Origin of the sequence: Solibacillus sp. FSL W8-0372, from assembly GCF_037969735.1 — a bacterium.
Lineage (GTDB): Bacteria > Bacillota > Bacilli > Bacillales_A > Planococcaceae > Solibacillus > Solibacillus faecavium.
Window position 1 is genome coordinate 414,726 of sequence record NZ_CP150204.1, and the last position, 12,564, is coordinate 427,289.

Below are 12,564 nucleotides of genomic sequence, written 5' to 3' on the forward strand. Positions count from 1 at the left end.
AAGTTAGCCAGGCAAAAGAGGGGATCATATAATGCTCTTTATTATAGCGAGTTATTTACTTGGGACAATTTTAATAGCGGCAGTTGTCGCAAAGATTAGGGGAGTCAAATTACACGAGCAAAACAGTGGGAATTTAGGGGCGCGGAATGCGGGAAGAACACTTGGCAAATCAGCTTTTGTCATTGTTGCAATTGGTGATGGGCTAAAGGGTGTGGCCGTTGTAGTTGCAGGGCGTGTTCTTGAGTTACCTGAGCTGACAATTGCAGTGGCAATTCTAGCCGTCGTGCTTGGTCACTTGTATCCATTTTGGAATAGCGGGAAAGGTGGAAAAGGTGTCGCAACTGTTATCGGTGCAATGCTCGCTTTTTCTCCTTTAATATTTTTATCGTTTTTAGCTGGATTTTTAATATGTCTGGGCATTACGAAAAGTGCAACGCTTAGTATGTGTGGGGGCTTTATCGTATATGGAATTGTTACAGGCATTTATATAGAAGTAGGGTTTATCGTATCCATTGCACTTCTACTTGTTATTTGGAAGCAAAGACACAGCATTATAGAAAGAGTGAAGCCGAATGTATTGGAGTAAAATTGCTACAACGGAAAAAGAATTTGAGGCGATTGCTGCATTAAATTATGAAACGTTTGTAGAAGAAATACCACAGCATCAGCCCAATCCTTCCAAGCATCTTATTGATAAATTTCATCATGAAAATGTTTACCTCATTGTTTATAAGAACACCGAAATAGTTGGAATGGCTGCATTTCGAGACAAAAGACCATTTTCAATTGACCAAAAAATTGGAAATGTAGAAAATTACTTAGACCCTGAAGTTTGCAAATATTTATGTGAAATCCGGTTGCTTGCTGTGAAAAAGGCACATCGTAATGGGCGTGTGTTTACAAAGCTTGCCACTGCCATTTATCGTTATTATTATGATGTGGGCTATACTGCTTGTGTCATTTCAGGGACAGTAAGAGAAGAAAAGCTATATACACAAATGGGATTTAAACAGTTTGCGCCAGCAGTAGGTACACAAGAGGCAAGCTATTTGCCCATGGTATTAACCCGAAAAGATAGTGAAGTATTTCGTGAACGACTGCGTGAGCAAAATATTGTGTTTTATCCAGGTCCGGTTGCGCTTGAACATTCGATTGCACCAGCAACCATTTCGCATCGTTCCAATAAATTTAATCAGGAACTGCAGGATATGAAGCAGCAGCTATGTGAGCTGGCGCATGCCAATTATGTCATTCCGCTAATTGGTACAGGAACGCTAGCTAACGAAGCAATGCTCGGTCAGTTGAAAAGTGAATTTCCTCAGGAGCAGGGGCTTATTTTAGTAAATGGGGAATTCGGCAATCGCCTAAAAAATCAGGCAAAGCAGTGGGGGTTACATGTCGAGTGCCTGGACTTTGGGTGGGGTAATAAATTTGATATGCCGCAAATTGAGTCGGCTTTACAGCAAGGTAACTACCACTATATTGTTTTCGTCCATGGCGAGACATCCAATAGCCTATTAAATCCACTCGAGCCTCTTTTAGAGCTGGTAAAAAAATATAGGGTAAAGCTTTGTGCAGATTGTATTAGCTCATTTGCTGCGCTGCCTTTTTCGATGGATGGGTTGCATTATGCGACAGCAGTTAGTGGCAAGGCACTTGGAACGATAGCAGGTCTGGCTTTCGTCTTTTGTAGAGAATTGCCGTGTGCGAGTGATGCGCCTCTTTATTTAAATTTACCTTATTATATTGAAAGACAAATTCCGTTTACGTTACCGCATTTTTATATTAAGGCAGTAAGCGATGCGTTAAAAGCTTACCCAGAACGCTATACTGTATTGAACAAACGGATGGATCTAATAAAAAGCTCAGGGTTACCTGTAAAGGCGATGTATCCGATGATTGCATCGTGGCAACATGAAAAAATGCCTCACATTATGCAAACATGTGAACTAAATGGCTTTTTGCTCCATGGTGACAGTGCCTACTTAAAGGAACGCAATCTTGCACAAATTAGTACGATACAGCCGAACTTTGAAAAGGATTATAAAAAAGTAATGGAGCTTATTTCGTATATGATGGAGACTTTGTAAGAAAAGGGGGATAGTGAAAGCGATGTAGTGAGGGAGTTACATAGAAGATTATACAGTTCAAATGATTTCTTCGATTCTTACAGCATTGTAAGGTAATTGAAAGCCAATCCGATAGAGCGTAAGTATTTTATTTGGCACAATAAGGTCATACCAAATTATGCCGATGCATAATGGATATTTATAAAATTGCACATAAATTGACCTTATATAAAATACATTCTATCGGAGGATAAAAAAATGAATGAATTACTAACAAATATCTATGATGAGTATAACCGTTACATTTATCACCTTTGTTTAAAACTAACTCGCAATCAAAATGAAGCAGAAGATTTGATGCAGGAAGTGTGGGTAAAAGTTGTTCGCTATGAAGAATCAGTAGCAAAAGTAGACCATGTGAAAGCTTGGCTGACAACGATTACGATGAATACATTCCGCGACCGCTATCGTAAAAATGTTCGTCGCAGTAAATACATGATGAATCAACCTGAACAATTAGACGTACCAATTTTAGATTTGGTTCCCAACAATGATTTTACGACAGAAGAAATTGTAGAAAAAACAGAAATCACGAAAATTGTACAGGAAAAAATGAGCCAGCTTGATAATATTTATCAAAAAACATTATGGTATTTCTATGTGGACCAATTTTCATTAGCTGAAATTTCTGATCTGATGAAAGTTTCAATTGGTACTGTGAAATCACGTTTATTCCGCGCAAAAGCACGCTTAAAAGAAATATTACTATCCGACAATGGTGTCGCAGAAGCAGTATTAGCTTAATAATTTTTAGGACGAAAGCTATGGCAAAAAGTTGCTGTAGCTTTTTTATGTTAAATTGCCCTTTATAATGGCGAATAAGTTGTGTAAAAGGGCGATTAAAAAATTAAGTGGCGAATATATGTGGAAGTAGCTAATAAAATTCTAAAAGTGGATATTATGACATTGGTATAGACGATTATGATAGCTCAGTTGGCGAATATAGAAGCAAGTATGGCGAATAACTCACAAAAAATGACGGATAAAATTAAAGCACGTTCACCTGATTCCCGATCTAAACTAAAAAACCACGGGAGCAGTGAAAGCTCCCGTGGTTTAAAATTTCGCACATTTTTCAAAGATAGCTGTTAAAGTTTTAATTTCATCTTCTGTTAACATACCAAACAGATTTTCAAAAAGATTATCTACTTGCTGGCGAGAGCGTTCGAGTATTTCGATTCCTGCTTCTGTAATATGAATTTGCGAAGCGCGGCGATCCGCTTCATTTTGAGTTTTTTCAATTAGTCCAGCTTTAATAAGCTTCGTCGTCAAAACCGTTACACCGCCTGTAGTCACTTTTAGCTTCTCGGCAATGGCAGAAGGACGCTTTGGTCCGTCTGTATGTAAGTAAGCTAGTATTAAAATATGTGATTTTGAAAAGCCTAGCTGATTTTGACTATTCCATTGATTGGCAATTTTGCGTTCTAACGATGTCATCTTTTCAAAAAGGTCGGATAATTGCTCGCGTTTATGCTCATTCATTTAAGTGTCAACTCCAAATGTTATCGCTATTCTACGGCTAATTTTTGAAGGGCATTTAATTCAAATGCTCGCACTTTTCGTGGAATGAAACGACGAATGTCCATTTCGTTATAGCCGATTTGAATGCGTTTTTCATCAAGTAAAATAGGGCTACGCAGCATGCGTGGATGATGTTGAATCAAATTGTACAGTTCCTGAATGGATAACTGATCAATATCAATATCAAGGTTTTTGAAATCATTCGAGTTTGTTGCAATAATTTCATCTGTACCGTCTTCTGTCATACTTAAAATATGTTTAAATTCTGCTAATGTTAAAGGTTGAGAAGTTGTTCTCTTTTCCGTATAAGCAATGTTATTTTCATTTAACCATTTTAATGCTTTTCGTGATGAGGAACAGCTTGATTGTGTATAGATTGTTACTGTCATAATAATTTTCCTCGCTTTCCCATAATCAATAATTTGGTGATAGCTTAGTTGTAAGACATTTATTTATAATAATATCTTACCAGTAAGCTACTTATAATGCAACTGGTTTTTTTATATGTTTACCTTTATCTGTATACCCATTCTTCTAATAAAATATACGTATTCGTGTAAAAAAAAGTTTCAACTTTTATATTACAGTTTTGTAAAGAAACTAAGAGAGAAGGAGATTAATAATATAGAAGAAATAAATCCTCGAATTTCTAATATATTCCCCACTTTTTCTAAAAAGAACTTAAAATATTCAAATTAAAATAAAAAACAAAAAGCAGTACACTCCATAAAAAGAGTATACTGCTCCACCAATTTATTTAAATTCGTTTAATTCCTTCGTTTCACGCGTAGTGAACCAGTCTTGTACATTCCATACCTTTGTTGCTAAGCCTTCATAAAACTCAGGCTCATGCGATACAAGAACGATTGTGCCTTTAAATTCTTTCATCGCACGTTTTAGTTCTTCTTTTGCATCAACATCTAAGTGGTTTGTCGGTTCGTCAAAGATTAACCAGTTTGTTTGGTCCATCATCAGCTTGCAAAGACGTACTTTTGCCTGCTCACCACCAGAAAGTGAATTCAGTGGGCGAGTAATATGATCAGTTTTTAGACCAGCGCGTGCCAATGCTGCACGGACTTGTGCCTGTTCCATAGAAGGGAAGGCATTCCATACATCATCAATCGGTGTAATTTTATCAGCCTTTACTTCCTGTTCAAAGTAAGATGGCTCTAAATAATCGCCTAAAATGACTTTCCCGTCCAACGGTTGGACTTTTCCTAGCATTGTTTTTAATAGAGTCGATTTCCCGACACCGTTCATGCCGACTAGTGCAATCTTTTCGCCGCGCTCAATTTGGAATGTAAGAGGTGGCAGTAACGGCTTTTCTTTATCATAGCCAATAACTAAGTTTTCCGCTTCAACTACGTAACGGCCAGGTGTACGTGCTTCTTTAAAGCTGAATTCAGGTTTAACAGCAGTTTCTGGACGATCAATACGCTCCATACGATCCAATTGTTTCGCACGTGATTTCGCACGGCCACTTGTTGAATAACGTGCCTTATTACGGGCAATGAAATCTTCCTGTTGCTTAATAAATTCCTGCTGTTTTTCATATGCATCAATATGCTGGCGTTTATTAATTTCTGCAAGCTCAATAAATTTTTCATATGTTGCCGTATAACGCGTCATTTTTGCAAATTCCAAATGTAAAATGACATCGACTACATCATTCATGAATTCCGTATCATGTGAAATTAAAAGGAAAGCATACGGATAATTTTTTAAGTAATTTTTTAACCAAGTTACATGTTCTTCATCCAGATAGTTCGTCGGCTCATCCAGTAAAAGTACTTTTGGCTTTTCCAGTAAAAGCTTGGCAAGCAATACTTTTGTACGTTGACCACCTGATAATGCCGCAACATCGCGGTCAAGACCAATTGCATCTAATCCTAAACCACGTGCAATATCATCAATTTTCATATCTAATGTATAGAAATCACCGGCATCAAGTGCATCTTGTATTTCAGACATTTCTTCTAAAAGTTTGTCATAATCTGCATCTGGTTCTGCAAGCTCAGCTGAAATCTCATTTAAGCGAGCTTCTTTTTTGTACAGCGGTAAAAACGCATCACGCAATGCATCGCGCATCGAACGACCAGCCGTTAAAACCGTATGCTGATCTAAATAACCGTAATGTGTGCCAGGTAGCCATTCTACTTTTCCTTCATCGTGAATTGCCTGACCTGTAATAATGCTCATTAATGTCGATTTCCCAACACCATTTGCACCTACTAAACCAATATGATCGCCTTCTACAAGACGGAACGATACATCTTTAAATAATGTACGGTCACCAAATGAGTGACCTAACTTTTCAACAGTTAAAATTGCCATATATAATCCTCCGAGTGTTTTAGTGTTTCCTACTAATAACGTTGATTTCCGTTTCGGCGGACGCTTTCCGGGGGCGTGAGGCCGACATGAAGTCGGTCACAAAAGCGTTGCCACAGGACGTGGCGTACTTAGCTTTTGTTCCCCTGTAGTCTCAGGTATCAGTGCTCCTGCCGCTTCGCTTTCGTCGCAAAATAAATTTCGCTATTCCCCCAGGAGTCGCCGCCTACACTCCAATCAACTATATTCTTCTTTATAAAAAAATTTATCAATTAAAAAACCCGCAACATTAAAGTGCTGCGAGCTGTTTGTTTAGTTCTGCTAGCCGTGCTTCCATATTTTCAAGACGTACGAGCGCTTGATTGACTGAGTCTGGATGGCCTACTGATTCAAGCTTTTCCATATCGCCTTGAAGATTAATGTAATCCATCTTTAATTCGGCGATTTGCTGCTGCAGCTGATCTTTTGTTAACATCGATAATTGCTCCTTTACGAACGAAAATTTATCTTTTCATATTGTAACATAATGCATTCTAATATGGAGGATAAGAAACCTTAATTTTTTGCGGAATCTATATAAGAAATACATTAATATATACCCGAAAGGTGCAGACTACAATTACCAATACTTAAATGTGTGCCATATTGTGGCGGGCATAGGCTAAATCCAACAGTAAATTTTTTAATATCTCATTATTTGTCAAAATTTCAAGGTTGCGTTGTTTACGGACAGCTCGTTCGCGACGTTGTTCATGAAGTAAAAGCTCCATTACCGCATTTTGAATAATTGATTGTTTCATTTTCCGGCCTAAACCGATATGGATAAAGCCATTCATTTCACGCGTAAAAGCATAATTTAGTTCATTATCATGTTGAGCGGTTGTAATGCAAGGAATACCGGCTGCTGCAACTTTATATGGTGTATAGTTGGCATTGCAAATAATTAAGTCCGCTTGTGGCATTAACTGAAGAAGTGCATCGGACTTTTGGACAATGACTGTATTTTTCCGGCTCAAAGCCATTAATTTTAAACTATCCAAGTCATGTTTATAATCATCGTCAATGGCAACGGAAATTTTCAACGGGATGTGCAATTGTGTTAGGTGGCGCAATGTACGGTATGTTAAATTATTGTTATCTCCATCTTCAAAGGCGACAACAATGTGCGGGAGTTCGCCTTTTATAGAGCTGTCAGGTGTTTCGAGAATTTCATATGCAACTTTCTCCAAGTTCGGTGAGACGGCAAATGCATAGCTGCCCGCAAGTTCGTGTACATGGGAATCTTCATGAGATTCGCCAAACAGAGCGACAAGGTGGCAGTCTATCAGCTGTGCGCCCACTCCAAAATCATCAAAGTGAACAATCGTAGAGCAAAATGGTCTAATCATTTCAACTTGTTCTACTAGAGTATCTTTTCCGTCATGAATAATTAAATGCGGTTCAATTTCACGAATTTTCTTTTTAAGCTCAGTAAAACGTTCGAAAAGAATAATATTTAAGCCTGTTTGGGCCAATTTATCAATGAGCTGCTGGTTAGTAGTTTTAACGAATAGAATGACACTCTCATCCTGCAATAAATTTGCTAATGTTACCGCACGTTCAAAAGGATACGTCCCTTTAATATCACAATGCTCGATAATCCAGATAATTTTTCTTTTTTGCACGTATATCCCATCCTTTCCACTATCTCTATAAAATATGGTGGAATAACCGAAATTATGAATGAGAGAGTACATACATTAAATCGTAGAAAAGAGGAAAGATATGAAAGTAATGCGTTCAGCTTTAGTTGTAGGTGCAACAGGATTAGTTGGGTCTGCACTCGTTAAGCTACTGTGTGAAAGTGATGAATACGCGGCAGTAAATGTCCTTTCGAGAAGACCGCTTGATTTTTCCCATCCAAAATTAGATGTAAAAATTTGTGAATTTGATCAAATTGATGAGTGTGATTTTGAGTTTGCGCATGAAGTGTTTTGCTGCTTAGGAACAACGATGAAAAAGGCAGGGTCAAAAGAGCAGTTTGAAAAGGTTGATTTTGAATATCCATTGACAGTTGCCGCACTTGCTAAAAATAAGGGAGTCGGTCATTTTATCGTTATTTCGGCAATGGGTGCAAACGAAAAAGCGTTCGCATATTATAGTCGGGTAAAAGGGAATTTAGAGAGGGAATTGATTAATATGGATTTCCCGAAATTATCCATTGTGCGCCCCTCATTAATAACAGGAAACCGTCCGGAGTTTCGGTTAGGGGAGACGGTGGGAGAAAAGGTATTAAAGGTACTTAATCCCTTATTAGTAGGTCCGATGAAAAAGGTACGCTCAATCCCTGCAAAGCAAATTGCTAAAGCTATGAAAGTCATCGCGCTGCATGGTAAAAAGGAAAAAGTATCGATTTATTTATCAGATGAGCTTTTGGAATTGGAAATGCCGATGAATGTAGAAAAAGACTCATTTGTAGACGAGGAAGTAACCTTTAATTGGAAGAAATTCAATGAAGAAGAGCTAACACCTGCAGATAAAGATACAGAAATGGATCGCAGTAAATTAAAGGAAGCGGACAAAGAAAAATAGCATTTCTATTCCGACATAACAATGTCAGACAAAAGACTGAAATTGATCTATCCTAAGCAACTACCTATTATCAAAATAAGTTATTCTGATACAATATGAGTACAACGAGTTACATGGAGGAACAATTATGAAAATATTACTTGTCGACGGCACCATATTTGGCCGTAAAACCGGCGTTCTTTTGGAGCAAGTTCAACAATATATCGAAGCTTTTAACCCTTCACTGGAGCTGGAGATATTATATTTCTCAAAACTAAAGCATCAAATTTTAGACGGCAGTCCGCTTAATGACGATATGAAAATGATGATTCAAAAATTTGAAGAAGCTGATGCTTATATTTTTGCTTCACCGATCTTTCAGGCATCTATTCCTGGCGTATTGAAAAATGCGTTTGATATGATTCCACCAAAAGCAATGCGCTACAAGCCAGCAGCGATTATTGGTAATGGCGGTACGTATCAGCACCATTTAGTATTAGAAAACCAATTACGTCCGATTTTGGACTATTTCCGATGCCTAGTTACACCAAACTATGTATATACGCATGCTGATCACTTTGATAAGGATAATAAAATTACCGATGAAGATGTGCACAACCGTCTTCGTGAATTGGCACGAGTATTCGTTCAATATTGTGAAATGACAAAAACATTGTCAAAGCAGCCAGTAGATATTCAGTAAAATAAAGTGAAGCGTCCCGCAAATGGATGCTTCACTTTTTTGTTTAACTTGTTATCTGCTGTATTGGGTATATCATCTTTAGTTGGATACTAAATAATGGAAAATAATGCATCCTTCAGATTGAATCTCATGTGATTTTGTTGTAGCATGAATATTCATCTGGAAATAAGTAAGTAAAATTTTTACTTTTGGAGCATTTGGAGGCGAACAGAAGATGGAACAAACGATTTGGCAAAAGGAAGAGGCGCATTTAAAACAAATTAGTGCGCTGTTAAAACAACAAATCGAAGTGCAGACAAACCATTTAAAAAAGCAAAAAGGCGACATTGTCGAGGAACGTACACAAGCCTCTTCGGAGTTTAATGATATTTCAGGGGAAAGTGCCATCCAGTTTTCACAAATGCTACAGACGATGCAATTACGAGAACGCGAATATGTACAGCAAAGTGAACAACTTGCCAAGATGCAAATTTTATATAAAAGTCCTTATTTCGGACGCATATCACTCGAAAATGAACAAGGTGAGCGCGAGCATTTATATATTGGCCTATCGACTTTTAGGGAGCCAGAAACGGATGATGTTCTAATTTATGATTGGCGTGCACCGATTTCGAGTCTTTTTTATGAAAACAAAGTTGGACAGGCACGCTATCAAATTCCGGACGGTGAATATATTTCTGTAACGATTCAAGGACGCCGCCAATACAAAGTAAAATATGATGAGTTACTGCAGGTATTGGATGCGGATATTTACGTAGGAGATGAAGTACTACAAAGCCTTTTATCTGATACCGCAAAGGAAAAGATGAAGTCGATCGTTGCTACAATCCAAAGTGACCAAAATATCGTCATTCGTTCTTCAAATAAAGACAACCTCATTGTACTAGGACCACCGGGTAGTGGGAAGACGTCAGTAGCAATGCAGCGAATTGCCTTTTTGCTTTATGAATACCGTCAGACAATGAATGCGCGCAGCATTTTACTCATTTCTCCATCGGATTTGTTTAATGATTATATTTCAAATGTTTTGCCGGAGCTCGGTGAAGAAAATGTAAAGCATACAACATATTATCGTTTATTACGCGATTTAAAATTAACTCATTACAAAGCGGAAACAAGCTACGAAAATATTGAGCGGCTGCAACTTGCGACCGATGAAGGGCGTGAACATTATGCATTTAAGGGGTCGCATAATTATGTAAAACAACTGCTCAATTATATTGCAAGCATAAAAAAGACGGGCATGCCATTTTATAACTTAAAGGTAGAAGGGAAATTATTCGTTTCTGCAAAAAAACTAACCGAATTGTTTTATGAGAAATACGGTGCACTGGACATTGATTTTCGCCTGAAAAAAATCCGAAATGTTCTATTGGAAAAAGTGGCGCAGCAAAAATCGAAGGACCGTAAAGTATTGACGAAGGAGCTAAAGGCTGTTAATGCTTACATCGGAACGGATAAGGAAATTGAACAACAAGTAAATGAAAAGCTGCAAAAAAGATATGGAAAGCTAGAAAGTACAATTCAGCAACTCGGTTTCGTTAACATCAATAAAATGTATATTAATTCACTCGGATTCGAAAAAGATGATTTATTTATGCAGGCGATTCAAGAGGCAACTACTGAAACATTAAAAAATCGCATATTGTATTATGAAGATTTAGCGCCAATTATGTACTTGCAGGCAATTGTCAAAGGCTTGTATGCCAATAATACAATCAAACATATCGTTATTGATGAAATTCAGGATTATTCTTATTTACAGCTCTTAACAATTAAAGCGATGCATCCGAAAGCCCATTACACATTGCTGGGCGACAAAAATCAACTCGTGCATCCACAAATGAAGGATTCACTGGCTGGTCCATTGGCAAAGCATTTCAAAGTAGTCGAGCTGAATAAATCCTATCGCTCAACAAATGAGATTACCGATTTTATGAGTGCCATATTGAACAATACGACGACACAATCGCTCGGTGTATCAGGGGAGAAGCCGCAAGTTATTGAGACTGTGACTGTAACTGATACGCTTGCCCAACTCGTAAAAGTACAATTTAAAGAGCAGGACAGCTTTGTCATATTATGCAAAAATAAGTTAGCCTGTGAGCAGTTATATCATGAATTAAAGCCACTCGTACCACAATTGCAGCTCGTAACGGAGGAGCAAAAGGTATATATGAAGGGCATTTTAATTATGCCGGGCTATATGGCGAAGGGATTTGAATTTACGACAGTGGTTGTAGCGGATGCGAATGCTGGGGTCTATACCGAAAAGATGGATGCTTATTTACTTTATACAATGGCTTCGCGTGCTACACGCCAATTATTTTTTGTGACAGGTGGAACTTTACCAAAAGCCCTTGCAGACATTGGCGAACAGTATTATCGTAAAGAGGAGAACATTTAGGCGTACTTTTTCGTCTAACAGAAGATAACAACATTTTTTAGGAGATACAAATGGAAAACTTTGATTTGATTTTAGTTTTAAAGCACTTTATTATCGGATTGGTGCAAGGTTTAACAGAACCAATTCCAGTTTCATCCAGTGGTCATGTAATGATTGCCAGTGAAATTTTAGGGATGGGTGAGCAAGGTTTTATGTTCGCCATTTTAACGAATACTGCATCATTAATCGCTATTATGTTCATTTTTCGTGAAGATATTATTCGATTGCTTACTGGATTTTTACTGTTTATTAAAACACGTGATGCTAGGTACCGTGCAGACTTTAACTTTGCGATATACGTTATAATCGGCTCTATTCCAGCCGGTGTCTTAGGTGTATTGCTTAGTGATGTAATTGCAGATAATGTAAGCATGACAATCATTGCCATCATGTTATTTGTTACAGGGATTGCCTTATGGCTAATTCGTAATTTGCGTGGTACAAAACGTGACGGAGATCTAACAACTAAAGATGCGTTTTTAGTTGGCTTAGGGCAAGCGGTTGCATTAACACCGGGTATTAGCCGATCAGGTGCGACAATTATATCTGCCATTGCAGTTGGTATGAACCAAGAGACAGCTTTACGATTCTCATTCATGCTGTATATTCCGGTAAGTTTAGGTGGAGTAGTATTAGGCTATTCGGATTTCTTAGATGAGCCAAATAAAATGGACTTAGCCATTCCCTACACAGTAACGTTCCTTGCAACGTTATTTATGACATACTTTGCTATGCGTTGGTTTATGGGAATCATGAAAAATGGTAAGTTGCATTATTTCGCTTATTACTGTTTCTTAGTTGGTACTTTATTGTTAATTTTCTATTAGTTAAGTGAGGCGCGTTTCGAAAGGGCATTTCGGAACGTGCTTTTCTTTTTAGGGGCT

12 protein-coding genes are annotated in these 12,564 nt (G+C 37.8%); 7 read left to right on the plus strand and 5 right to left on the minus strand.

Going from position 1 to position 12,564, the window contains the following annotated elements:
* Nucleotides 1-31: 31 nt before the first annotated feature.
* The 3 genes from MKY13_RS02100 (at nt 32) to MKY13_RS02110 (ending at nt 2,873) form a co-directional block, all read left to right on the plus strand.
* Nucleotides 32-586, plus strand: a complete 555-nt coding sequence (locus MKY13_RS02100) for a glycerol-3-phosphate acyltransferase (protein ID WP_339215007.1) — start codon at nt 32-34, stop codon at nt 584-586.
* Nucleotides 573-2,090 carry an aminotransferase class V-fold PLP-dependent enzyme gene (locus MKY13_RS02105; protein ID WP_339215009.1) on the plus strand — a complete coding sequence of 506 codons (1,518 nt, stop codon included), beginning with the start codon at nt 573-575 and terminating at the stop codon, nt 2,088-2,090. Before MKY13_RS02100 ends, MKY13_RS02105 begins: the two co-directional genes overlap by 14 nt.
* 237 nt (nt 2,091-2,327) lie before the next feature.
* Nucleotides 2,328-2,873: an RNA polymerase sigma factor gene (locus MKY13_RS02110; protein WP_191700699.1), complete on the plus strand. Its 546-nt coding sequence runs from the start codon at nt 2,328-2,330 to the stop codon at nt 2,871-2,873.
* A 312-nt stretch (nt 2,874-3,185) separates the two neighbouring features.
* On the opposite strand, the gene MKY13_RS02115 is transcribed toward MKY13_RS02110, so the two are convergent.
* The 5 genes from MKY13_RS02115 to MKY13_RS02135 all read right to left on the minus strand — a co-directional run bounded on the left by MKY13_RS02115 (nt 3,186) and on the right by MKY13_RS02135 (nt 7,645).
* A complete protein-coding gene (locus MKY13_RS02115; protein WP_191700700.1) occupies nt 3,186-3,611 on the minus strand; it encodes a MarR family transcriptional regulator in 426 nt (141 codons plus the stop codon).
* 26 nt (nt 3,612-3,637) lie between these two features.
* On the minus strand, nt 3,638-4,039 hold the full coding sequence (spx, locus tag MKY13_RS02120; protein ID WP_191700701.1) for a transcriptional regulator Spx: 402 nt from the start codon (nt 4,037-4,039) through the stop codon (nt 3,638-3,640).
* Nucleotides 4,040-4,403: 364 nt separating this feature from the next.
* Nucleotides 4,404-5,984: an ABC-F family ATP-binding cassette domain-containing protein gene (locus tag MKY13_RS02125; RefSeq protein WP_191700702.1), complete on the minus strand. Its 1,581-nt coding sequence runs from the start codon at nt 5,982-5,984 to the stop codon at nt 4,404-4,406.
* Nucleotides 5,985-6,270: 286 nt separating this feature from the next.
* Nucleotides 6,271-6,456: an SE1832 family protein gene (locus MKY13_RS02130; protein ID WP_191700703.1), complete on the minus strand. Its 186-nt coding sequence runs from the start codon at nt 6,454-6,456 to the stop codon at nt 6,271-6,273.
* Between the two features lie 154 nt (nt 6,457-6,610).
* A complete protein-coding gene (locus MKY13_RS02135; RefSeq protein ID WP_339215011.1) occupies nt 6,611-7,645 on the minus strand; it encodes a CMP-N-acetylneuraminic acid synthetase in 1,035 nt (344 codons plus the stop codon).
* 100 nt (nt 7,646-7,745) lie between these two features.
* Between MKY13_RS02135 and MKY13_RS02140 the strand changes: the two genes are divergently transcribed.
* The 4 genes from MKY13_RS02140 to MKY13_RS02155 all read left to right on the plus strand — a co-directional run bounded on the left by MKY13_RS02140 (nt 7,746) and on the right by MKY13_RS02155 (nt 12,507).
* The gene (locus tag MKY13_RS02140; protein ID WP_339215013.1) at nt 7,746-8,552 is read left to right on the plus strand and encodes an NAD(P)H-binding protein; all 807 of its coding nucleotides are present in this window, start codon (nt 7,746-7,748) and stop codon (nt 8,550-8,552) included.
* A 127-nt stretch (nt 8,553-8,679) separates the two neighbouring features.
* Nucleotides 8,680-9,234 carry an NADPH-dependent FMN reductase gene (locus tag MKY13_RS02145; RefSeq protein WP_339215014.1) on the plus strand — a complete coding sequence of 185 codons (555 nt, stop codon included), beginning with the start codon at nt 8,680-8,682 and terminating at the stop codon, nt 9,232-9,234.
* A gap of 214 nt (nt 9,235-9,448) precedes the next feature.
* Nucleotides 9,449-11,641, plus strand: coding sequence for an RNA polymerase recycling motor HelD (gene helD / locus MKY13_RS02150; protein ID WP_339215016.1), 2,193 nt, complete (start codon nt 9,449-9,451; stop codon nt 11,639-11,641).
* Nucleotides 11,642-11,691: 50 nt separating this feature from the next.
* Nucleotides 11,692-12,507, plus strand: a complete 816-nt coding sequence (locus tag MKY13_RS02155) for an undecaprenyl-diphosphate phosphatase (RefSeq protein WP_191700708.1) — start codon at nt 11,692-11,694, stop codon at nt 12,505-12,507.
* Nucleotides 12,508-12,564: the final 57 nt, after the last annotated feature.

Excerpts from the sequence above, each read along its gene's own strand:
- MKY13_RS02100 (WP_339215007.1), top strand. The coding sequence starts at position 32 with ATGCTCTTTATTATAGCGAGTTATTTACTTGGGACAATTTTAATAGCG.
- MKY13_RS02105 (WP_339215009.1), top strand. The coding sequence starts at position 573 with ATGTATTGGAGTAAAATTGCTACAACGGAAAAAGAATTTGAGGCGATT.
- MKY13_RS02110 (WP_191700699.1), top strand. The coding sequence starts at position 2,328 with ATGAATGAATTACTAACAAATATCTATGATGAGTATAACCGTTACATT.
- MKY13_RS02115 (WP_191700700.1), bottom strand. The coding sequence starts at position 3,611 with ATGAATGAGCATAAACGCGAGCAATTATCCGACCTTTTTGAAAAGATG.
- spx (WP_191700701.1), bottom strand. The coding sequence starts at position 4,039 with ATGACAGTAACAATCTATACACAATCAAGCTGTTCCTCATCACGAAAA.
- MKY13_RS02125 (WP_191700702.1), bottom strand. The coding sequence starts at position 5,984 with ATGGCAATTTTAACTGTTGAAAAGTTAGGTCACTCATTTGGTGACCGT.
- MKY13_RS02130 (WP_191700703.1), bottom strand. The coding sequence starts at position 6,456 with ATGTTAACAAAAGATCAGCTGCAGCAGCAAATCGCCGAATTAAAGATG.
- MKY13_RS02140 (WP_339215013.1), top strand. The coding sequence starts at position 7,746 with ATGAAAGTAATGCGTTCAGCTTTAGTTGTAGGTGCAACAGGATTAGTT.
- MKY13_RS02145 (WP_339215014.1), top strand. The coding sequence starts at position 8,680 with ATGAAAATATTACTTGTCGACGGCACCATATTTGGCCGTAAAACCGGC.
- helD (WP_339215016.1), top strand. The coding sequence starts at position 9,449 with ATGGAACAAACGATTTGGCAAAAGGAAGAGGCGCATTTAAAACAAATT.
- MKY13_RS02155 (WP_191700708.1), top strand. The coding sequence starts at position 11,692 with ATGGAAAACTTTGATTTGATTTTAGTTTTAAAGCACTTTATTATCGGA.